Origin of the sequence: Micromonospora sp. NPDC049089 (assembly GCF_040648775.1) — a bacterium.
GTDB lineage: Bacteria > Actinomycetota > Actinomycetes > Mycobacteriales > Micromonosporaceae > Micromonospora.
The window spans coordinates 1-21,107 of record NZ_JBEZEH010000080.1; the positions used below are offsets into that span (position 1 = coordinate 1).

Consider the following 21,107-nt stretch of genomic DNA (forward strand, 5'->3'; position numbering starts at 1 on the left):
GGCTGGGGCTGGGGCTGGGGCGGGGCGGGGCGGCGCGGGGCGGCGCGGGGCGGGGCGCGGGTGGGCCGGGGGGTTAGGGGAGGGGGCAGGGTTCGCGGGATGCGTCGAGGGCGCGGTCCTTTCGGATGGACGCGAAGCCGTAGCCGACGGTGGTGACACAGAAGTCGTCGGTCGAGCCGGTGTACTCGACGTGGAAGACCGGCTTGCCGGCGTCGCTGAACGGCAGCAGTTTGGCGCACTGGGCCAGCCGGACACACTCCTCGTTGACGGCGAAGTCGAAGTCCGGGGCCAGCGCGGCGAGCTGGGGCACGTCGTTGACCAGCCCCGGGGAGAGACTCAGCGAGCGGGCCAGCTCGGCCAGCCGGCGGTTGAACAGCAGTTGGTCGTCGAAGTCGAGCGCAAAGCCGGAGCGCGCCGCGTACCCATCGGCGTCGAAGAGCGCCACCGCGCCGAAGCCCTTGCCCCGGCAGAGCCGGAACCGGTCGGTCAGCACCGGCCGGAGTGCGTCCCAACTCCGGACGTCCAGCCACCGGCTGTCGGGTCGACGCCCGGCCGCGCCCCGGACGACCTCCGGAAACCGGCTGGCGTCCGGGTCGTCGGAGCGGACCGATCCCACGTTCACCTGGCAGATCAGCCGGCGGTCCCGGGAGCGCAGGTCGGCGGTCTGCGCGGCGGTGGTGGCCACCGGGTCGAGGAGGAAGACGTGAGCGTCCACCGCCGGGTCGAGCGGGCCGCTGAGCTGCCACTGCCACTGCCAGTGCCGGGCCTGCGCCGCTGGCCACGCGGTGGGCGCCCCGGGCGGGGTCAGCGCGGGCCGGCACCCGTACGCCGGCAAGACCAGCATCAGCGCGACGCTGGCGGACAGGACACGGCGCACTGGGCGTACGGCGACGCGTCGCCGCGGCCGGATCCGCATCGGCAGCTCCCGGGTCCCGGGCGGCCGGTCGCCGCCCGCACCGGTACGCGGCCCCCACGCTCCGGCCCGACGTACCTCACCGGGTCAACGAGCGCGGGGGCGGGAACGACGCGCGGTCAGCGCGGCGCCGCGAAGACCTGCGTCCAGTACGGTCCGTTGCTGTTGGCGATGCCGACGCCGATCTCGGTGAACGCGCAGTTCAGGATGTTGGCCTTGTGACCAGAGCTGTTCATCCACGCGTCCATCACCGCGGCCGGGGTCTGCTGGTTCCAGGCCACGTTCTCGCCGTACGTGCGCCAGGTGTAGCCGACCCGGTCCAGCCGGGTGCCGGCGTTGCTGCCGTCGCTGCCGGTGTGCGACATGTTCTTGTTGTCGGCCTGGTCCTGGCTGTGCCGCTGGGCGGCCGTCATCAGCTTGGTGTTGATGCTCAGCGCCTTGCAGCCGGCCTTGGCCCGCTCGGCGTTGACCAGGTCCACCACCTCGCGGGCCTGGGCGCTGACGGTGCCGCTGGAGCCGCTGGTGCCGGTGGAGCTGCCGGTGTTGCTCGGCGCGGTGCTGCGCTGGACGCTCCGGCGCGAAGCGGCGGTGCTCCGCGACGACGCTGGTGTGGGCTTGACGACCTTGGTCGGCGACGGGCTCGGAGAAGCCGGGCTGGGGATGGTCGACGGAGAGGGTGCGGCGAGGGTGTCCAGCGCCGGCTCTTCGGTGGGCGCGGCCGACGTCGCGAAGGAGTCGTCGACGGCCGTCTGCTGAGCGGCCCCGTCGTCACCGCCGGGCAGGGTGAGCGCGCCGACGCCGAAGCTCACCACGAGGGTGGCGGCCGCGGCGGCCCCCCCGATCATCAGTGGCCGGCGCCAGCGGCGTGGGGAGCGGTGCCGTCCCTCGCCGGGCCGGCTGGTCTCGGCGGTGCCGTGCCAGCCGTCGGTGGTCTCCGGGTCGGTGTCGGTGTGCCAGCCGCCGGGCACCTCGGCGCGTCGTCCGCCGGTGGTGTCCTGGGCCGGGCGGCTGTCGCCCCAACCGTGGGTCTCGCCGTCCGGCTGGTAGGCCCCCCAGGCGGCGGTGTGGGCGTCGGCCTCCTCGGCGGGGATCGCCGGGTCCGGTAGCCGGCCGTCGGTGGGCTGCTCCCGGTGCCACTCGTCGCCCGGCTGGCCGGGTTCGTCGCCAAAGAGATAGGCCGAGCGGGGCTCCGGGCGGTCGTGCAGCCAGGCCGGCTCGTCGGTCGGCCCTCCGGCGCGCCGGGGGGCGCCGTTGGGGTCCATCGGATCGGTCCAGCCGTACACGCCTATGCCTCCACGGGTCGGTTGCGGGCCGGGCTGACGCTACGGCGCGCCTACGAGCTGCGGCAACGTGGCTAAGAAAGAGTTAAGGGGAAGTGGGACACGAGGGTGCTGACTTCCGCGGATCCGGGCGTACAGTAAAGGTGTCCGGACAGAGAGTGTCCGTGCCTTGCGGCAGCCCCCCGGCAAGTGGACAGGTCGACGTGGAGATGATCTACGGCCTGCGAGAACTTGACGAAGGAGGGGTTTGCGGCTCAATATATAGGTGTCGCCAGTCGCGCCCGGTCATGCCCAGATACAGCCTGGAATGACAGCCGCGTACAAATGGGCGCGCGTTTGGCCGGCCTTTCCGGCAGCGCATATCAAGGAGTCAGCATGGCGAAGGCCCTCTACGGCCACGTAGGTGCAGCGCCCGACCGGCGTCTGCTCGACGAGGTCACCCGACTGCGTTCCAGGGTTCAGGCGCTGGAGTTCGAGATCACGCGTCTGCGTGCCGACAATGATCGGCTCGCGGCGGCTGCGGCGGAGGCGGACGATCTTCTCCGTCTGGCCGAGCCGGCGTTGACCTGATCTTCACGTCGCACAAAACTGAATCGCACCACCGCAAAAATGCGCGCCGACACCTCAGTGCCGGCGCGCAACACTGTCCGGCACCTTTTCGGCGCCGACGATTCATGATCTTGCAGCCGATCGTGCGGGAAGCGCGCCGCACAGTTACCGAAAAGCAAGTCGGCGGATAAGCCGATCATGAAAGGCGCTTGTCTTTCTCGCTGTCGACCGAACAACAGCGCGCCCACTGCCGACGCGACGCGGGGCGGGTCGCGTGCCGGCGCGCTCCCACCGCCGGGTTAGTCTGCGGGTTCACCCAGGTCCCCACAGCCGGCGACGGTACGGCGGCCACCGGACGAGGATCGAGTAGGTGTATCTCAAGAGCCTGACGGTGAAGGGGTTCAAGTCCTTCGCCTCCGCCACGACGTTGAAGCTGGAGCCCGGGATCACCTGTGTGGTGGGCCCGAACGGCTCGGGCAAGTCCAACGTCGTCGACGCCATCGCCTGGGTCCTCGGCGAGCAGGGCGCCAAGGCCCTCCGTGGCGGCAAGATGGAGGACGTCATCTTCGCCGGCACCTCCGGCCGGGCTCCGCTGGGTCGCGCCGAGGTCACCCTCACCATCGACAACACCGACGGCGCGCTGCCGATCGAGTACACCGAGGTCTCCATCACCCGCCGGATGTTCCGTTCCGGCGAGAGCGAGTACGAGATCAACGGCAACTCCTGCCGGTTGCTCGACATCCAGGAGCTGCTGTCCGACTCCGGCATCGGCCGGGAGATGCACATCATCGTCGGGCAGGGCCGCCTCGACGGCATGCTGCACGCCAAGCCGGAGGACCGCCGCGCGTTCATCGAGGAGGCGGCCGGCGTCCTCAAGCACCGCAAGCGCAAGGAAAAGGCGCTTCGCAAGCTCGACGCGATGCAGGTGAATCTCAATCGCCTGACCGACCTCACGGCGGAGCTTCGTCGTCAGCTCAAGCCACTGGGCCGGCAGGCCGAGGTGGCCCGGCGCGCCGCCGCCATCCAGGCCAACCTGCGCGACGCCCGGTTGCGGCTGCTCGCCGACGACCTGGCCACCCTGCGGACCACCCTGGACCGGGAGATCGCCGACGAGACCGCGCTGCGCGAGCGGCGCGAGCAGATCGAGGGTGAGCACACCGAGGTGCAGGGTCGGCTCGGCGAGTTGGAGGCCGCCCTCGCGGAGGACGCGCCGCTGCTCGCCGCCGCCCAGGACACCTGGTACAAGCTCTCCGCCCTCCAGGAACGCTTCCGCTCGATCGAGCAGTTGGCCCGGGAGCGACTGCGGCACCTCAGCGCCACCGGCGACGACGAGCGGCCCGGCCGCGACCCGGACCAGCTGGAAGCCGAGGCGGAACGCGTCCGCGAGCAGGAGGAGGAGCTGCGCGGCGCGCTCACTGACGACCAGATCCGACTGGCCGAGGCGGTCGAGCACCGCCAGGAGTTGGAGCGGCAGCTGGCCGCCGCCGAGCGCGAGCTGGTCGCCGCGGCCAAGGCCATCGCCGACCGGCGCGAGGGGATGGCCCGGCTCACCGGCCAGGTCAACTCCGCCCGGGCCCGGACCACCAGCGCAGGCGAGGAGATCGAACGCCTCGCGATCGCGCACGCCGACGCGCTGGGCCGCGCCGAGCAGGCACAGGCCGACCTGGACGCGGTCGCCGCCCAGTCCACCGAGGCCGACCGGGACAACGCGGACCTGGACGCCCGGCACGCCGAGGCGGTCGCCGTGCAGGAACGCGCCCAGGCCACCGTCCGATCGCTGTCCGACGCCGAGCGGGCCGCGGAGAAGGACGCCGCCTCCTGGAAGGCCCGCGAGGAGGCGCTCGCCCTGGGGCTGCGGCGCAAGGACGGCGCCGGGGCGCTGCTCGCCCGCGCCGGAGACGTGCCCGGCCTGCTCGGCAGCCTCGCCGGGTTGCTCACCGTCGCACCCGGTCACGAGGCCGCGCTGGCCGCCGCGCTCGGCGGCCTCGCCGACGCCGTCGCCGTCAGTGGGGTGGACGAGGCCGTCGAGGCGATGCGGCTGTTGAAGATCTCCGACGCCGGCCGGGCCGGACTGCTGGTCGGCAGCCCGGCGGGGCCCGGCATGACCGGCTCCGCCGACGCGCTACGCCCGAAGTTGCCGGACGACGCCCGGTGGGCGCCCGACCTGGTGGAGTGCAGCGCCGAGCTGCGTCCGGCGGTGCACCGGGCCCTGCGGGACGTGGCGCTCGTCGACGATCTCGCCGCCGCCGCCGAGCTGGTCGCCAGCAACCCCGAGCTGCGGGCGGTCACCCCGGACGGTGACGTGGTCGGGGCGTACGCGGCGGCGGGCGGGTCGGCCAAGGCTCCCAGCTACATCGAGGTGCAGGCCGCAGTCGAGGAGGCCCGCGCGAACCGGGTCACCGCCGAACGCGCCGGCCTGGAGCTGCGTGATCAGTTGGTCGAGGCGCGCGCCGAGGTGGCGACCGCCAAGGAGGCCGTGCAGCACGCCGCCGCCGAGAAGCGGGAGGCGGAGAGCCACCGCAACGCCGCCGCTCGCCGGCTGGCCGAGCTGGGCGCGGCGGCCCGCTCCGCGAAGGCCGAGACCGACCGGCTCGGCGACTCCCGCTCCCGCGCCGAGGCCGCCCGGCAACGGGACCTCACCGCGCTCGCCGAGCTGGAGGAGCGGCTACGGCTGGCCGAGGAGACCCCGGTCGACGCCGAGCCCTCCACCGAGGAACGGGATCAACTGGCGGCCATGGTGCCGCAGGCCCGGCAGAACGAGATGGAGGTCCGGCTCGCCGTGCGTACCGCCGAGGAGCGGGTCTCCTCGATCGCCGGCCGGGCCGACTCGCTCGCGCGGCAGGCCACCGCGGAACGGGCTGCCCGGGAACGCGCGGCGGCCCGGCGGGCCGCCCGCGCCCGGGGTGCGGGCATCGCCCGGTCCGTCGCCGGTGGCGCCCGGGAGGCGCTGACCCGACTGACCACCTCGATCGCGACGGCGGAGGAGCACCGCGACGCGGTCGCCCTGGAGCGCGCCGCGCGGGAGGCGGAGCTTCAGGAGGTACGCGGTGCCGCCAAGCGGCTCGGCGCGGAGTTGGAGCGACTGACCAGCCAGGTGCACCGCGACGAGGTGGCCCGGGCGGAGCAGCGGCTGCGCATCGAGCAGTTGGAGGCGAAGGCCGCCGAGGATTTCGGGCTGGACGTGGAGACGCTGGTCGCCGAGTACGGTCCGACTCAGCCCGTTCCGCCGACCGCGGTGGACGTCGCGACGGCCGAACGTGACGGTCTGCCGGTGCCCGAGCCGGTGCGCTACGAGCGGCCGGTGCAGGAGAAGCGGGCCGCGAAGGCGGAACGGGAACTCGCCCTGCTCGGCAAGGTCAACCCACTCGCGCTGGAGGAGTTCGCCGCGCTGGAGGAGCGCTTCAAGTTCCTCTCCGAGCAGTTGGAGGACCTCAAGGCCACCCGTCGGGACCTGCTCACCGTGGTGAAGGACGTGGACGAGCGGATCCTGGAGGTCTTCGCCAGCGCCTTCGAGGACACCGCCCGGGAGTTCGAGCAGGTGTTCACAGTGCTCTTCCCCGGTGGCGAGGGACGGCTGATCCTCACCGAACCCGACGATCTGCTCACCACCGGCGTCGAGGTGGAGGCCCGCCCGCCGGGCAAGAAGATCAAGCGTCTGTCGCTGCTCTCCGGTGGCGAGCGGTCGCTGACCGCGGTGGCCATGTTGGTGGCGATCTTCCGCGCCCGGCCCAGCCCGTTCTACATCATGGACGAGGTGGAGGCGGCCCTGGACGACGTCAACCTGGGCCGGTTGATCACGTTGATGGCACAGTTGCGCGAGAAGAGTCAGCTGATCGTCATCACGCACCAGAAGCGGACGATGGAGATCGCCGACGCGCTCTACGGCGTGACCATGCGCAGTGGGGTCACCCAGGTGATCAGCCAACGGCTCAATCGGGCCGACGAGGACGACCAGCGGCACGGCCGCGGCGAGGAGAACGGGTAGTGGCTCGGGAACGCGCGACGGCGCTCCTGCTGGACTTCGACGGTGTACTGCGCCGGTGGGACCCGGCGGTGGCCGCCGTTGTCGAGCGGGAGTACGGCCTCTCCGAGGGGGTGCTCGGTGAGATCGCCATGCAGTGGGGGCGGCTCCAGCCGGTGCTGACCGGCCAGGTCAACCACGCTGAATGGATGGACAGCGTGGCGGACGCCCTGGCCGAATCGGTGGGCAGCCCGGAACGCGCCCGCGCCGCTGTGGAGCAGTGGCAGAGCTACCGCGGAGAGGTCGACCAGGAGGTGCTGACGTTCGTTCGGGAGGTCCGTGCGGCGGGCGTCCGGGTCGGGCTGGGCACCAACGCCACCGACCTGCTCGACTCCGACCTGGCCGCGCTCGGCCTGGTCGGCGAGCTGGACGTGGTGGTCAACTCCTCGGTGATCGGCGTACACAAGCCCGCCCCGGAATACTTCAAGGCCGCCTGCGTGGCCCTGGCCACCCCGCCGGCCCGGGTTCTCTGCGTCGACGACGAGGACTGGGCCGTGCGGGGTGCCCGGTCCGCCGGGTTGTCGGCGCACCGCTGGGGCGGCCACGCGGACCTGCGCTACCTGCGGGCGGCCCTGGACTACTGAGTGCCTGTCAGTCGCCGGTGACGCCGTCGATGCGTTCCCGGATCAGGTCGGCGTGGCCGTTGTGCCGCGCATACTCCTCGATCATGTGCACGTACACCCAGCGCAGGCTGAAGGTGCGGTTCCCGTCGCTGCGGGTCAGCCTGAACGTGTCGTCCAGGGACCGCCCCTCGGTCGCCGCGCGGGCCGCTTCGACCTCGGCCCGGAAGGCGGCGAAGGCGGCCTCCGCGTCGGCGTTGGCCGCAGCATGGAAGTCGGCGTCGTTGTCGGTGGTGTAGTCAAAGAGGTCGGGCAGGTCCTGGCCGGCGAAGCGTTGGCGGAACCATGAGCGCTCCACATCGGTCATGTGCAGGACCAACCCGAGAAGGCTCAGGCCGGACGGCTCGACGCTTGCCGTGCGCAACTGCTCGGCGGTCAGGCCGGCACACTTGTGCAGCAAGGTGTCGCGGTGGTAATCGAGCCAGCCTTCCAGCATGGTGCGCTCATCAGCGACCAACGGCTCGTGGCTGCGGTCGATCTGCGGTGCTCTCCAAGTCGTCATCGGGTCATCCTGCGGCTCGGGTAAGACAGTCGCGAGCGGTTTTCAGGGCACCACGACGACCGGCCAGCGGCCGGCGCGGACCAGGCGGGTGGCGACCGAGCCGACCAGGCGGTGCCCGGCCTGCTCGGAGGCACCCACCACCACCATGTCGGCCTGGAACTCGTCCGCCGCCGCGCGCAGCTCGGCGTACGCGTCGCCGCGCCGGCACAGGAAGGTCACCGGAATGCCCCACTGCTCGGCCCCACGCCGGCACTCCCGGCGCAGCTCGTCGGCCAGCTCGTCGTGCGTGCGTTGGACCGCGCCGGCGTCCATGCCGGGAACCAGGGCGGTCAGCCCGCTCGGTGAGCTGACGAAGACCACCACCAGCGCGGCGCTCTGCCGACGGGCCAGGCCGGCGGCGTAGGCACCGGCCCGCTCGGAGGTGCGGGTGCCGTCGACACCCGCCATGATCACCCGAGGGCCGTCCGTGCCGCGCTCGAAGGGCAGCGGTCGGGTCCGGGGGCCGTACTCCTCGCGGTCCGGTGCTCCCACGCCCATGGCTCTACCTCACCTCTGCTCGCCGGTACGGATCACGGGTGCGCCAGCGCCGGCGGTGACTGTCGATTCCCGCTCGACCTGCTCGGAAACCGGGTTGCCGTTGTGCTGGCGCAGCGGCACCTCCTTGATGAAGACCACAGCGATCAGCGCGATCAACGCGAACGGGGCGGCGGCGAGGAAGATGTCACCGGCACCGTGGCCGTACGCGCTCTCGACGACAGCCCGCAGCGGGCCGGGCAGGGTGTGCACGTCGGGCAGGGCGCCGCCGCTGCCCGAGCTGGAGGCGGGGATGCCGAGCTGCGCCAGCCCGTCGGCGGTGTAGTCCTTGACCTTGTGGGCGAGCACCGCGCCGAGGGCGGAGACGCCGATCGCGCCACCCAGGCTGCGGAAGAACGCCACCACCGAGCTGGCCGCGCCGAGCTCGTGCGGGCCGACGGTGTTCTGCACGGCGAGGACCAGGTTCTGCATGGTCATTCCCAGGCCGACACCGATCAGCAGCATGTAGACGCTGAGCAGGGTGAAGCTGGTGTCGGCGCGCAGGGTGCCCATCAGCGCGAAGCCGATGGTGAGCAGCGCCGACCCGATCACGAGGTACCGCTTCCAGCGGCCGGTCTTGCTGATGACCCGCCCGATGACCGTGGAGGCGACCAGCAGGCCGAGGATCATCGGCAGGGTCATCAGGCCGGACATGGTCGGGCTCTGCCCACGGCTGATCTGGAAGTACTGGCCCAGGAAGATGGACGCGCCGAACATGCCCACACCGACCGCGATGCTGGCGATCACGGCGAGGGTGATGGTGCGGTTGCGGAACAGCCGCGGTGGGATCATCGGCTCGGCGGCCCGGGTCTCGACCCGGATCGCCAGCGCGCCGAGGATCAGGGCACCGACGACCATCGCGGCGGTCTGCCAGGACGCCCAGGCGAACTGGTCGCCGGCGAGCGAGACCCAGATCAGCAGCAGCGAGACGGCGGCGGTGATCAGGGTGGCGCCCCACCAGTCGATCTGCGCCTTCCGCTTGACCACGGGCAGGTGCAGGGTCTTCTGGAGCACGATCAGCGCGATGATGGCGAACGGCACGCCGACGTAGAAGCACCAGCGCCAGCCGAGCCAGGAGGTGTCCACGATCACGCCGCCGATCAGCGGGCCGCCGATGGTGCCGACGGCCATCACCGCGCCGAGGTAGCCGCTGTAGCGGCCCCGCTCGCGGGGCGCGATCATCGTGGCCATGATCACCTGAGCCAGTGCGGTGAGGCCGCCGGCGCCGACGCCCTGGAGCACGCGGCAGGCGATCAGCTCACCAGTGCCCTGGGCGAGGCCGGCCAGCACCGAGCCCAGCACGTAGATCCCCAGCGCGAGCTGGACGAGTGTCTTCTTGTTGGTCAGGTCGGCCATTTTGCCCCAGATCGGGGTGGTCGCGGTGGTCGCGAGCAGGGCCGAGGTCACCACCCAGGTGTACGCGGACTGGCCGCCGTGCAGTTCGGTGATGATCCGCGGCAGCGCGTTCGAGATGACCGTGGAGGAGAGGATCGCGACGAACAGACCCAGCAGCAGGCCGGAGAGTGCTTCCAGGATCTGCCGGTGGGTCATGTCGACGGCGGCCGCCCGCGTGGGGACTGTGGCCTGGCTCATCGTGTGTTGCCTCCGAGCGGAGTCGAGGTGGAACGGCGACGGACTGGTACGCGTGGGCCGCCTGAGAATTGCCTGAGGCAACCGTATGCCTTGGTTGCCTGAAGCAACAACTTGTCGGACCGGCGCGCTATTCCCCGTCGCGATGCCTACTGCCAGGAGTCGTTGAACCGGCCGAGCAGCCGGGCGAACTCCTCGACGTCCCGCTCCGGCCAACCGTCCAGGGCGCGCAGAAACTCGCCCAGTCGCGCCGAACGGGCAACGTCGAACCGGCGCTGCCCCTCCTCGGTCATGCTGATCTGCGCGGCCCGCCGATCACTCGGATCGGGGTCGCGGTGGATCAGGCCGAGGACCTCCAACGCGTTGATCTGCCGGCTCAGCGTGCCCTTGCCCACGCCCAGCCGCGCCGCCAACTCGGTCAACCGGATCGACCCGCTACGCCGCAACCACAGCAACAACCCGTAGGTGTTCGGCTCCAGATTCGGGTGCACCTCCCGGGCAATCTCCCAGGAGACCGCCCGCCCACGGCGCAACAGAGCGGTCAACTCGTGCTCGACCGCCCGGATCGGCTCCGGCAGGTGCTCGTCCACGGCGTAGAGACTACGGCGCGGCCGGCTCGCCGTCGCCGGAGAGTCGACGCCGCATCACCGGGCGTAGGTGCCCGTCCTTCGTGGTGCCCTCGATGACCACGTCCGCCCCGCGCCCCTGATGGGTCAGAGTGGCGACCGCGTTACCGAAGTACGGGCCGGCCAGCTTGCGCCAGCGCACCCCCGGCCGGCGTACGCCCGCCGAACGGGCCAGCGCCCGGGTGGCCCCGGCCGGACCCGGCGACCAGCCCAGTTTCATCAGCGGGCGAATGCCCGCCGGCACCTGGTTGTGGATCGGCGAACAGGTGAGCTGGTGCACCGGAGTGACCACCGCCGGGTCCGCGAACCGGGCCCGCGCCACGTACGAGTGGTGCACGTCACCGGAGAGCACGCTGATCGACGCCGGTGGGGCGTACGCCGGGCCGGCCCCGATCCGCGCGCCGGACTGCCGCGGCGTGCCGGTGCCGATCCTTGCGAACGTCTCCGCGAGCGCCTCGAAGGACCGCCGGAACGCCGCCCAGTGCTCCAGGTCCAGCGCACGCCGCAGCTTCTCCGCCCCGCGCGCCACCCACGGTCGGCGTGAGTCCGCCAGTTTCTCGTTCCACGCCTCGATGTGGTGGATGCCCTGCGGCAGCAGCCAGGGCAGCGAGGCGCCCACCACAAGGTGGTCGTAGACCCCGTGCGCCTGGTCGAGGAACCAGGCCCACTCGCCGGGCGGCAGCATCGCCCGGCTGTTGGGCTCGAGCACCCGGCTGCACCTGTTGTCCAGCATGACCAGCCGGGTCCGGCCCAGATCCAGCGCGTAGCTCCACTGATACTGCACCGCGCGCCAGCGCTCGGTGTCGTGCGCCAGGTCGGACTCCTGGTCGACCCGGTGGCCGAACTCACGCAGCACGCTGGTGGCGTCCTCGGCGGCGGCGACCTTCGCGAAGACCGGATCGGCGACGATCTCGTCTGGGGAGAGATTGCCCAGATGCTGGTAGACCCAGTACGAGGCGAGCCCACTGCCGATCCGCTCCGCCCACCACGGCTGCTCGCGTACGTCGGCCCGCCACGCCGCCGAGGTGTTCCAGTCGTCGATGATCTCGTGATCGTCGAAGATCATCACGCTGGGCACCGTGGAGAGCAGCCAGCGGATCTCCGGATCACGCCAGGACTCCAGATAGAGCTTGGTGTACTCGTCGAAGCTCACCACCTGGTCGGCCGGCGCGCCCTTCGGCCGCCGCCGCCGTCGACGCAGCAGCCGGCGCACAGTGGGCGAGGTGACGTCGGCGTAGACCTGGTCACCGAGCAGCACCAGCAGGTCGGGCAGCGGGTTCGACTCCGGGTCCGCCATCAACCGCCGGGCGTACGCGTCCAGCGCGTCAGGTGGCAGCTTGCGGGTGGTGGCGTGCTGGGTGGTCTCCCGGCACGAGCCGAAGATCAAATTGACCGGCTGGTCCCGGTCGTCGGCAGCCCGGGTGCGGATCACGCTCGGCGGGAACCCGCTGCTCGGCACCGGCCAGACGAGCTCGTCGTCGACGAGCACCTCGTAGGTGGTCTCGCTGTCCGCGGTGAGCCCCTCCACGACCACGAGGGCGTAGTGGTGGTCGTACGCCGAGAAGGTGGGCGCGGTGCCGGTGGCGCCGTCGGCGGTACGGACGGTGACCACGGCGGGCCCGGCGGTCTCTACCCAGATGGTGGCCCGGGTGTCCACGACTCGCCGCAGGAGTGGGCCGATGAGGAGGTGTGCGGCGGACATGGCGCGAGCCTACCGCCGGATTCCGGACACCGGCTGCGGGCCGTGGCTGAGATGCTTAGCACCGCCCAGGGGGGTGGCTGAGGTGCTGGCACCGCCCAGGGGGCGGTGTGGCTGAGACTCCGTGCACGGCTCGGGGTGCGGTGGCTGGGACGCCGCCGCCGGCATCTGACAGGATTCCGGCATGGCCGAATATCTCGTCCTCGCTCTGGTCCTGCTCGGTGTGCTGATCGCCGGCACAGTCGGGCTGGTCGTGCCGCGCCTGCGGCGACGACCCGAGCCCCCGCTGCCACGCACGGAGGTCGACACCAGGGCTGAGGAGGATCTCGCCGGCCCGCCGGTCGAGGCACCGGAGTCCGATCTGTCCACCGGCGTCCTGGTCGAGCCGCCGCCGGTGCTCGAACCGCAGGTCGAGGTGCCCGAGCCGACCGCCGGGCGGCTGGTCCGTCTCCGCTCGCGGCTGTCCCGCTCACAGAACGTGTTCGGCAAGAGCCTGCTCGGCCTGCTCGCCCGTGACCACCTCGACGAGGACGTCTGGGAGGAGATCGAGGACAGCCTGATCACAGCCGACGTCGGCGTCGACGCCACCCGCGACATCGTCGACCGGCTTCGCGAGCGCACCCGGGTGCTCGGCACCCGCTCGGCCTCCGAGCTGCGGGCACTGCTCGCCGCCGAGCTGGTCAACGCGCTCGATCCGAGCCTGGACCGCTCGCTGCGGACCGCCCCTAAGGACGGCGTGCCGGCGGTGGTCCTCGTTGTCGGCGTCAACGGCGCCGGCAAGACCACAACCTGCGGCAAGATCGCCCGGGTGCTGGTGGCCGACGGTCGCAGCGTGCTGCTCGGCGCTGCGGACACCTTCCGGGCCGCCGCGGCCGACCAACTGGAGACCTGGGGCTCGCGCGTCGGAGCGGAGACCGTGCGGGGGCCCGAGGCAGCCGACCCGGCCAGCGTCGCGTTCGACGCCGTCAAGCGCGGCATCGACACCGGCGTGGACACCGTGCTCATCGACACCGCCGGCCGTCTGCAAAACAAGATCGGCCTGATGGACGAGCTGGGCAAGGTCAAGCGCGTGGTGGAGAAGCAGGGCCCGATCGACGAGACACTGCTCATCCTGGACGCCACCACCGGGCAGAACGGCCTGGAGCAGGCCCGGGTCTTCACCGAGGTGGTCAACGTGACCGGCGTGGTGCTGACCAAGCTCGACGGCACCGCCAAGGGCGGCATCGTGATCGCCGTGCAACGCAAGCTCGGCATCCCCGTGAAGCTGGTCGGCCTCGGCGAAGGCAAGGACGACCTGGCCCCGTTCGACCCGGCGCAGTTCGTCGACGCGTTGCTGGGGACCGAGGCCACCGGCCGGGACGCGTAGTCTCGGGTGACCACTGACGATCGCGCGTACGCGGGCTGGCGTGACCCCGGCCATCCTTCGCAGCGCCTCGGGAGACCGTACGTGACTTCGCAGGAGATCCCGCTGCACGGCGGCAACGTGAGCACCGTTGTCCGTGTGGGTGACACGGTCCGGCGCAACGCCGGGCCGTGGACCCCGTCCGTGCACGCGCTGCTGCGCCACCTGGAGTACGTGGGGTTCACCGGAGCCCCCCGGGCCCTCGGGATGGACGAGCGCAACCGTGAGGTGCTGTCGTACCTGGAGGGGGAGTGCGGAGAATATCCGCTCGCCCCGCACTGGGTGACCGACGAGGCCCTGGTCACCGTCGCCACCATGCTGCGCATGTTCCACGACGCGCAGTACGGCTTCACTCCTCCGCAGGCGGCGGTCTGGCGCTCGTTCGGGCCCCCACCGCCGGACACCGAGGTGATCTGCCACCACGACGCCGCGCCGCACAACGTGATCTGGCGTCCGGACGGCACCCTCGGGCTGATCGACTTCGACCTCGCCTCGCCCGGAGCGCGGATCTACGACGTGGCGTACGCGGCCTGGACCTGGGTGCCGATCTTCGCGGACCGCGACTCGATCACGCTGGGCTGGAAGAACCCGGACCGCCCTCGCCGCCTCCGGCTCTTCGCCGACGCGTACGGGCTGATCCCCCGGGATCGGCACCGGCTGATCCGGACCATCCGTAAACGGATCGTGGACCACGTCGAGGGGATCCGCCGGATGGCCGCCGCCGGTGAGCCGGCGTTCGTCCGGATCGTGCACAAGGGCCACCTGCGTCGACCGATGCGCGATCTGCGACTGCTCGACTACGAGCGGCACACCCTGGAGAACGCCCTCCGCTGAGCGCCGGTCCGGCGATGCTCGGCCCGGCGCGTCACGCGCACCGGTCGATGCCGTTGACCGGTCAGCCATCGACGATCGCCGTCCGGTCGATCCACAATCGTCCATGCTGACGACTGTGCGGAGTTCGTGACACGTCCGAAACAACCCGTCACGAAACGGAAACCCGCACGGGACCCAAAGTGAAACAGGCGGCCGCGAAGCTTCCGCGCAACCGGCCTACGGGCGACGCTGCCCCGGAAAGCCGCGAAGGAGGACTTCACCTTTAGGAGGCCAGCGTGCCTGAAGCACCGACGATCGACGGCGCCAATACCACGTGGCTGCTGGTTTCGACCGCGCTCGTGCTGCTCATGACCCCCGGACTGGCGCTGTTCTACGGCGGCCTCAACCGGGCCAAGGGCGTACTCAACATGATGATGATGAGCTTCTCGGCTATCGGGCTCATCTCTATTCTGTGGTGGTTCTACGGATTCAGCGTCGCCTTCGGGACCGACGTGAACGGCTTCTGGGGCGACCCGGGCGCGTACCTCGGCACCAAGACCTTCCTCGCCGAAACCGACCTGTGGGGCGCCACGGCGGAGAACCCCAGCGGCATCGGGGTTCCGCTCTACGTGTTCATGGCCTTCCAGATGGTCTTCGCGGTGATCACCGTCGCGCTGATCAGTGGTGCCATCGCCGACCGGGCCAAGTTCGCCGGCTGGCTGCTGTTCGCCTTCGGCTGGGCCACCCTGGTCTACTTCCCGGTCGCCCACTGGGTGTGGGGCGGCGGCATCATCGGCGCTGACATCCACGCGTTGGACTTCGCCGGTGGCACCGCGGTGCACATCAACGCCGGTGCGGCGGCCCTGGCCGTTGCCCTGGTCCTCGGCAAGCGGCTCGGTTGGCCGCGGGAGGGCATGAAGCCGCACAACATCCCGCTGGTCGCGCTCGGTGCGGGTCTGCTGTGGTTCGGCTGGTTCGGGTTCAACGCCGGCTCCGAGCTGACCGTCGACTCGGTCGCCGGCCTCGCCTTCATCAACACCCAGCTCGCCACGGCGGCTGCGGTGCTCGGCTGGATCGCTGTCGAGTGGATCAAGGACCGGAAGCCGACCATGGTCGGTGCCTCGTCCGGCGCCGTCGCCGGCTTGGTCGCCATCACCCCGGCCTGCGGGTTCATCGCCCCCTGGGCGGCCGTCCTGCTCGGCGTCGTCGCCGGCGCGGTGTGCGCGCTCGCCATCAGCCTCAAGTACAAGCTCGGCTACGACGACTCGCTCGACGTGGTCGGCGTGCACTTCGTCGGTGGTTGGATCGGTTCGCTCTGGCTCGGTCTCTTCGCCACCAACTCGGTGAACGCGGCGATCAGCGACGTGGTGGGTGCCTCCGACGGCCTCTTCTACGGCGGCGGCGCGACCCAACTCGGGCGGCAGGCCCTCGCCGGCCTGATCGTCACCGTCTGGTCGTTCGGCATCGCCTGGGTGCTGGCCTTCGTCATCGAGAAGACGATCGGCTTCCGGGTCAAGGGTGAGGACGAGGTCGAGGGCATCGACATCGCCGAGCACGCCGAGAGCAGCTACGACCTTTCCCCAGCCGGTGGCGGCACGGGTGGCGCATTCGCGATGGCCGGCATCGGCACCCCCGGTGGCGGCACGACGAGTGGTGCCAAGCCGGAGGCGGAGCCCGCCGAGCCGGTCAGCGAAAAGGTCGCCGGTTAACGTTCCTGGGATGGAGGGGTTGGACATGAAGCTGGTGACCGCAGTCATCAAGCCGTACCAACTGGACGCGGTGAAGGAGGCCCTGCACGCCCTCGGGGTGGCCGGGCTGACCGTCAGCGAGGTTCAGGGGTACGGACGGCAGAAGGGGCACACCGAGGTCTACCGGGGTGCCGAGTACACGGTCGAGTTCCTGCCCAAGATCCGGGTCGAGGTGCTCACCGACGAGATCGACGTCGACAAGGTGGTGGACGCCATCGTCGGAGCGGCCCGCACGGGCAAGATCGGTGACGGCAAGGTCTGGGTCACCGGTGTCGAAGAGGTCGTCCGGGTGCGTACCGGCGAACGCGGCCTCGACGCACTCTGACGCGGCCACGACTGACATGACCTCGTTGATCAAGAAGAACGCGTCAGGACCCGCCGATGACGGCGACGCGAAGCTCTTGATCAACGAGGTCGTCGGCGTTCCCGGGGGGATCGGGGAAGCGGCCCGGCGGGGGCGGGCCGCGGCCTACGACTCGTTCCTGCGGGGGTTGCTGCCGCCGCGGGACGGGGTGGCACTGCTGGCCGTCGGGGGCCTGGGTCGGCGGCAGTGTGCTCCGTACAGCGACCTCGACCTGGTGCTGGTGCACGCCGGGGTGCCCGGCACGGACGAGTTGGCCGCCTCGGTCTGGTACCCGATCTGGGACGCGGGCCTGCGGCTCGACCATTCCGTACGCACCGTCGCCGAGGCGCTCTCGGTGGCCCAGGACGACGTCAAGGTAGCCCTCGGGCTGCTCGACGCCCGGTTGATCGTGGGGGACCAGGCGCTGGCCGACGCGCTGATCCGCACCGCCGCCGATCACTGGCGGCGTACCGCCGTCCGGCACCTTGCCGGCCTGCGCGAGGTCACCGAGGCTCGTTGGCAGGCCCACGGTGAGCTGGCGTTCCTGCTGGAGGGCGACCTCAAGGAGGCCGCCGGTGGTCTGCGCGACGTGGGGCTGCTGCGGGCGATCTCCGCCGCCGGCATCACCGACGCGCTGCGTCCTGCCGTACGCGCCGCTCACCTGCACCTGTTGGACACCCGCGACGCGCTGCACCAGCAGGTCGGCCGACGGGTCGACCGGCTGGTCGCCCAGGAGCGCGACGGAGTGGCCAACCTGCTCGGCCTGCGACAACTCCAGCCCGGCGCGTCCGACGCCGAGGGGCGGCCGGGAGCCGTGGTGCACGACGGTGATGTGCTGCTGCGTCGGGTCGCCGGTGACGCCCGCACGGTCAGCCACGCCCTGGACGACGCCTTCCGGGCCGCTGACCGGCTGCGCTCCGGCCGTTCCCGCGGCGGCAACGGCCGCCCGGCCCGCCGCCCGGTCGCCCGCGACGTGGTCGAACACGACGGCGAGCTGGTGCTCGCCCGCACGGCGATCGGGGCACGCCCCGACCCGAGCCTCTCGCTGCGGGTGGCCGCCGCGTCGGCCACGACCCGAATCCCCATCGCGCGGGCCACGTGCGAGTGGCTGGCGGCGTACTGTCCGCCCCTGCCGGCCCCCTGGCCGGCCGAGGCCCGGGCCGCGCTGATCACCCTGCTGGGCGCCGGTCCCGGCCTCGTGCCGGCCTGGGAGACCTGCGACCGGTACGGGCTGGTCGACGGCTGGCTGCCCGAATGGACCCGGCTGCGCAGCCTGCCCCAGCACAACCCGGTGCACCGCTTCACCCTCGACCGGCACCTCGTACAGACCGCGCACGAGGCCAGCCGGCACGCCCGCGAGGTGGAGCGCCCGGACCTGCTGCTCCTCGGCGCTCTCCTGCACGACATTGGCAAGGGACTCCCCGGTGACCACAGCACCGTCGGCGTACCGGTTGCCCAGGCGGTGGCCACCAGGGTCGGTCTGCCCACCGCCGAGGTCGAGCTGATCGGCAAGCTGGTCCGGCTGCACCTGCTGCTGCCCGACGTGGCCACCCGCCGGGACCTGAGCGACCCGGTCACCATCGCCTCGGTGGCCGAGGCGGTCGGGGACACCGGCACCCTCGACGTGCTGCACGCGTTGGTCCGCGCCGACGCGGCGGCGACCGGGCCGGCGGCGTGGTCCGACTGGAAGGGCCGCCTCGTCGCCGAGTTGGTCGCCCGGGTCCGCACCGCGCTGGACACCGGCGTACTCCCCGAGCCACCCGCCCCGGACCCGGAGCTGCTGGCCGGGCCCCTGCCGGTCGTCCACCTGACCGGCGACCGGGTGTCGGTCGCGGCGGCCGACCGACGGGGTCTGCTCGCCACTGTGGCCGGCTGCCTGGCCCTGCACCGGCTGGAGGTGATCTCCGCGGACGCCTCCGCCGTCGACGGCCGGGCCCTGGTCGAGTGCCGGGTGCAGCCCCGCTACGGCCTTCCGCCGGACCCGGTCCCGCTCCGCGCCGACCTGCGCCGGGCGGTAGCCGGCGACGTGTCGGTCACCCAACGGCTGCGGGGCCGTGCGCTCGCCAGCCGTGGCGGCGGCGCGGCTCCACGAGTGGTCTGGCACCGCGAGGCGGCCACTGACGCCGTACTGCTGGAACTGCGCGCCGCCGACGCCGCCGGGCTGCTCTACCGAGTCACCTGCGCTCTCGACGAGGCTGGCGCCCTGGTACGGGCGGCCCGCATCTCCACCCTCGGCGCCGACGTGGTCGACGCCTTCTACCTGGTGGGCGGTTGGCCGGACGACGCCACCCGGTCCCGCCTGGAAGCCGCCGTCCTAGCCGCCGTCTAACCGCCCCGCCCCGCCCCGCACTCCCGCGTCGATCTTGCACTTTATGTCCTCGCATACCACGCAAAAGCCGCGTAGTGACGACACAAAGTGCAAGATCGCGGGGGCGGAGGGCGGAGGGCGGAGGGCGGAGGGCGGAGGGTGGGGGTACGTCGGGGGGCGTAGGGGCGGTGCCGCTCGTGGACGCACGTCGAGCGGTGTCTGCGCGGGCAGAATGACGGCCATGCGGCGAGGCGGGCAGTGGCGGTGGCCGGAGGTGGCGGCGGATGCCGTGCTCGCCCTGGTGCTGCTCGGGTTCGGATTGCTCGCCACCGGCCTGGCCGGGGACAACCAGCCGGGGTCGAGGCCGGTGGACGCCGTGAGTCGGGTGCTGATCGCCGTCGCGGCGCTCGCCCTGCTGGTGCGGCGGCGTGCTCCGGTCGCCGCCCTCGCCGTGGTCACAGTGGCCACCTCGACGTACCTGCTGATCGGCTACCCGTACGGGCCGATCCTGGTCACGTTCCTCGTTGCGGTCTACACCGTGGCCGTGTGGCTGCCGGTGCGACCGGCGGCGCTCGCCACCGGCGGCGCGTTCGCTCTGTTGTTGGCGCACGTCTTCTTCGGGCGGGGGCCCGCGCCGGGTTGGACGGGAGTGCTGCCCGCGTCCGCCTGGGTGGTCGTACCGTTCGCGGTGGGGGTGGTGGTGCGGGTGAGCCGTGAGGCGACCGCGCGTACCCGTGCCGAAGAGGCCCGCAGTCGAGTTGAGCAGGCGCGACGGCAGGCCGACGAGGAGCGGCTGCGCATCGCGCAGGAGGTGCACGACGTGGTGGGGCACGGGCTGGCCGCGATCAGCATGCAGGCGGAGATCGCCCTGCACCTGCTGCCGAAGCGGCCGGAGCAGGCGGAGGTGGCCCTGACCGCGATCGGCCGGACCAGCCGCGAGGCGCTGGACGAGCTGCGGGTCACCCTGGGTGCGGTGCGGCGGGGCGCCGAGCGCGAGCCGGTACCCGGCCTGGCCCGGCTTCCAGCGCTGCGCGACCGGCTGGCCGGGGCGGGGCTCGCCGTCGAGGTACGCGTGGTCGGGGAGCCCAGGGAGGTGCCGGCCGCGGTCGACCTGGCCGCGTACCGGGTGGTGCAGGAGGCGTTGACGAACGTGCTGCGTCACGCGGGGGTGGCGAGCGCGGAGGTGACAGTGGACTACCGGGTCGACGAGGTGACCGTCGAGGTCACCGACCGGGGGGTAGGTGCCGACCGCGCCGGGACGACTCCGGCCGACGGCGAGGGCGGCCACGGTCTGGCCGGGATGCGCGAGCGGGTCGCGGCGCTGGGCGGGCGGTTGACCACCGGGCCGCGCGCCGGGGGCGGGTTCCGGGTGTACGCCGGGCTGCCCGTGGAGCCGACCACGTGATCCGGGTGCTGATCGCCGACGACCAGGATCTGGTCCGGCTCGGGCTGCGTGCGCTGGTGGAGAGCGAGGACGACCTGGCGCTGGCCGGCGAGGCGTCCGACGGGCTGCGGGCGGTCGAGTTGGCTCGTCGGGAACGGCCGGACGTGGTGCTGATGGACATCCGGATGCCCGGCATCGACGGCATCGAGGCGACCCGCCGTATCGTCGCCGACCCCGACCTGACCGGCACGCGGGTGGTGGTGCTCACCACCTTCGAGCTGGACGAGTACGTCTTCGACGCGCTGCGGCACGGTGCGAGCGGGTTCCTCACCAAGGACACCAGACCGACTGAGCTGCTGCGCGCGATCCGGCTCGTCGCCGAGGGGGAGGCGCTGCTGTCGCCGTCGGTGACCCGTCGGGTGGTGCGGGAGTTCGCCACCCGGCCGTCCCGGGTGCTTCGTCCGCACCCGCGACTGGAGGCGCTGACCGATCGGGAGCGTCAGGTCGTCGGCCTGGTCGGTGAGGGCCTGAACAACGAGGAGATCGCCGCACGGTTGGTGGTCAGCCCGGCGACCGCACGGACCCACGTCAGCAGGGCGATGGGCAAGCTGGGAGCCCGGGATCGGGCCCAGCTCGTCGTGTTCGCGTACCAGTCGGGGTTGGTGTCGGGGTGAGGCCCGGGCCGGGCGACAGCGGCCCTACGGCCGGGCGGTTACCCTAGCGGTGGCCGGACTCC

General features: G+C 71.9%; 17 protein-coding genes. 10 read left to right on the plus strand and 7 right to left on the minus strand.

The genetic code is table 11. The annotated features are described in order from the left end of the window. Positions 1–73: 73 nt before the first annotated feature. Positions 74–844, minus strand: coding sequence for an endo alpha-1,4 polygalactosaminidase (locus AB0B48_RS15865; RefSeq protein ID WP_357201544.1), 771 nt, complete (start codon positions 842–844; stop codon positions 74–76). A gap of 188 nt (positions 845–1,032) precedes the next feature. Further along, positions 1,033–2,196, minus strand: coding sequence for a CAP domain-containing protein (locus tag AB0B48_RS15870; RefSeq protein ID WP_357201547.1), 1,164 nt, complete (start codon positions 2,194–2,196; stop codon positions 1,033–1,035). Between the two features lie 372 nt (positions 2,197–2,568). On the opposite strand from AB0B48_RS15870, the gene AB0B48_RS15875 reads away from it, so the two are divergent. The 3 genes from AB0B48_RS15875 (at position 2,569) to AB0B48_RS15885 (ending at position 7,347) form a co-directional block, all read left to right on the plus strand. Then, positions 2,569–2,763, plus strand: a complete 195-nt coding sequence (locus tag AB0B48_RS15875) for a hypothetical protein (protein ID WP_030487463.1) — start codon at positions 2,569–2,571, stop codon at positions 2,761–2,763. Positions 2,764–3,112: 349 nt separating this feature from the next. After that, a complete protein-coding gene (gene smc, locus AB0B48_RS15880; RefSeq protein WP_357201550.1) occupies positions 3,113–6,727 on the plus strand; it encodes a chromosome segregation protein SMC in 3,615 nt (1,204 codons plus the stop codon). Continuing rightward, on the plus strand, positions 6,727–7,347 hold the full coding sequence (locus tag AB0B48_RS15885) for an HAD-IA family hydrolase (protein ID WP_357201553.1): 621 nt from the start codon (positions 6,727–6,729) through the stop codon (positions 7,345–7,347). The genes smc and AB0B48_RS15885 overlap by 1 nt, the downstream gene beginning before the upstream one ends. A gap of 7 nt (positions 7,348–7,354) precedes the next feature. On the opposite strand, the gene AB0B48_RS15890 is transcribed toward AB0B48_RS15885, so the two are convergent. The 5 genes from AB0B48_RS15890 to AB0B48_RS15910 form a co-directional block, all read right to left on the minus strand. Continuing rightward, positions 7,355–7,885: a DinB family protein gene (locus tag AB0B48_RS15890; RefSeq protein ID WP_357201556.1), complete on the minus strand. Its 531-nt coding sequence runs from the start codon at positions 7,883–7,885 to the stop codon at positions 7,355–7,357. Between the two features lie 42 nt (positions 7,886–7,927). After that, on the minus strand, positions 7,928–8,422 hold the full coding sequence (locus tag AB0B48_RS15895; RefSeq protein WP_357201559.1) for a universal stress protein: 495 nt from the start codon (positions 8,420–8,422) through the stop codon (positions 7,928–7,930). 9 nt (positions 8,423–8,431) lie between these two features. Further along, positions 8,432–10,051: an MDR family MFS transporter gene (locus tag AB0B48_RS15900; protein WP_357201562.1), complete on the minus strand. Its 1,620-nt coding sequence runs from the start codon at positions 10,049–10,051 to the stop codon at positions 8,432–8,434. 146 nt (positions 10,052–10,197) lie between these two features. Further along, a complete protein-coding gene (locus AB0B48_RS15905; protein ID WP_357201565.1) occupies positions 10,198–10,638 on the minus strand; it encodes a MarR family transcriptional regulator in 441 nt (146 codons plus the stop codon). A 10-nt stretch (positions 10,639–10,648) separates the two neighbouring features. Then, entirely contained in the window at positions 10,649–12,376 is a 1,728-nt protein-coding gene (locus tag AB0B48_RS15910; protein WP_357201568.1) for an alkaline phosphatase D family protein, read from the minus strand. 181 nt (positions 12,377–12,557) lie between these two features. On the opposite strand from AB0B48_RS15910, the gene ftsY reads away from it, so the two are divergent. The 7 genes from ftsY to AB0B48_RS15945 all read left to right on the plus strand — a co-directional run bounded on the left by ftsY (position 12,558) and on the right by AB0B48_RS15945 (position 21,045). Beyond that, positions 12,558–13,739, plus strand: a complete 1,182-nt coding sequence (gene ftsY / locus AB0B48_RS15915) for a signal recognition particle-docking protein FtsY (protein WP_355005254.1) — start codon at positions 12,558–12,560, stop codon at positions 13,737–13,739. A 6-nt stretch (positions 13,740–13,745) separates the two neighbouring features. Then, positions 13,746–14,609, plus strand: coding sequence for an aminoglycoside phosphotransferase family protein (locus tag AB0B48_RS15920; protein WP_355005253.1), 864 nt, complete (start codon positions 13,746–13,748; stop codon positions 14,607–14,609). 275 nt (positions 14,610–14,884) lie between these two features. Beyond that, positions 14,885–16,297 carry an ammonium transporter gene (locus AB0B48_RS15925; protein ID WP_355005252.1) on the plus strand — a complete coding sequence of 471 codons (1,413 nt, stop codon included), beginning with the start codon at positions 14,885–14,887 and terminating at the stop codon, positions 16,295–16,297. Positions 16,298–16,322: 25 nt separating this feature from the next. Beyond that, positions 16,323–16,661: a P-II family nitrogen regulator gene (locus tag AB0B48_RS15930; protein ID WP_172862163.1), complete on the plus strand. Its 339-nt coding sequence runs from the start codon at positions 16,323–16,325 to the stop codon at positions 16,659–16,661. A gap of 16 nt (positions 16,662–16,677) precedes the next feature. Further along, positions 16,678–19,008: a [protein-PII] uridylyltransferase gene (locus tag AB0B48_RS15935; protein WP_357201573.1), complete on the plus strand. Its 2,331-nt coding sequence runs from the start codon at positions 16,678–16,680 to the stop codon at positions 19,006–19,008. A 220-nt stretch (positions 19,009–19,228) separates the two neighbouring features. After that, complete coding sequence (locus AB0B48_RS15940; RefSeq protein WP_357201576.1) at positions 19,229–20,392, plus strand: sensor histidine kinase; 1,164 nt, start codon at positions 19,229–19,231, stop codon at positions 20,390–20,392. Further along, complete coding sequence (locus AB0B48_RS15945) at positions 20,389–21,045, plus strand: response regulator transcription factor (RefSeq protein WP_357201579.1); 657 nt, start codon at positions 20,389–20,391, stop codon at positions 21,043–21,045. The genes AB0B48_RS15940 and AB0B48_RS15945 overlap by 4 nt, the downstream gene beginning before the upstream one ends. Positions 21,046–21,107 lie beyond the last annotated feature (62 nt).

Excerpts from the sequence above, each read along its gene's own strand:
- ftsY (WP_355005254.1), top strand. The coding sequence starts at position 12,558 with ATGGCCGAATATCTCGTCCTCGCTCTGGTCCTGCTCGGTGTGCTGATC.
- AB0B48_RS15900 (WP_357201562.1), bottom strand. The coding sequence starts at position 10,051 with ATGAGCCAGGCCACAGTCCCCACGCGGGCGGCCGCCGTCGACATGACC.
- AB0B48_RS15875 (WP_030487463.1), top strand. The coding sequence starts at position 2,569 with ATGGCGAAGGCCCTCTACGGCCACGTAGGTGCAGCGCCCGACCGGCGT.
- AB0B48_RS15930 (WP_172862163.1), top strand. The coding sequence starts at position 16,323 with ATGAAGCTGGTGACCGCAGTCATCAAGCCGTACCAACTGGACGCGGTG.
- AB0B48_RS15865 (WP_357201544.1), bottom strand. The coding sequence starts at position 844 with ATGCTGGTCTTGCCGGCGTACGGGTGCCGGCCCGCGCTGACCCCGCCC.
- AB0B48_RS15895 (WP_357201559.1), bottom strand. The coding sequence starts at position 8,422 with ATGGGCGTGGGAGCACCGGACCGCGAGGAGTACGGCCCCCGGACCCGA.
- AB0B48_RS15910 (WP_357201568.1), bottom strand. The coding sequence starts at position 12,376 with ATGTCCGCCGCACACCTCCTCATCGGCCCACTCCTGCGGCGAGTCGTG.
- AB0B48_RS15890 (WP_357201556.1), bottom strand. The coding sequence starts at position 7,885 with ATGACGACTTGGAGAGCACCGCAGATCGACCGCAGCCACGAGCCGTTG.
- AB0B48_RS15935 (WP_357201573.1), top strand. The coding sequence starts at position 16,678 with ATGACCTCGTTGATCAAGAAGAACGCGTCAGGACCCGCCGATGACGGC.
- AB0B48_RS15940 (WP_357201576.1), top strand. The coding sequence starts at position 19,229 with ATGCGGCGAGGCGGGCAGTGGCGGTGGCCGGAGGTGGCGGCGGATGCC.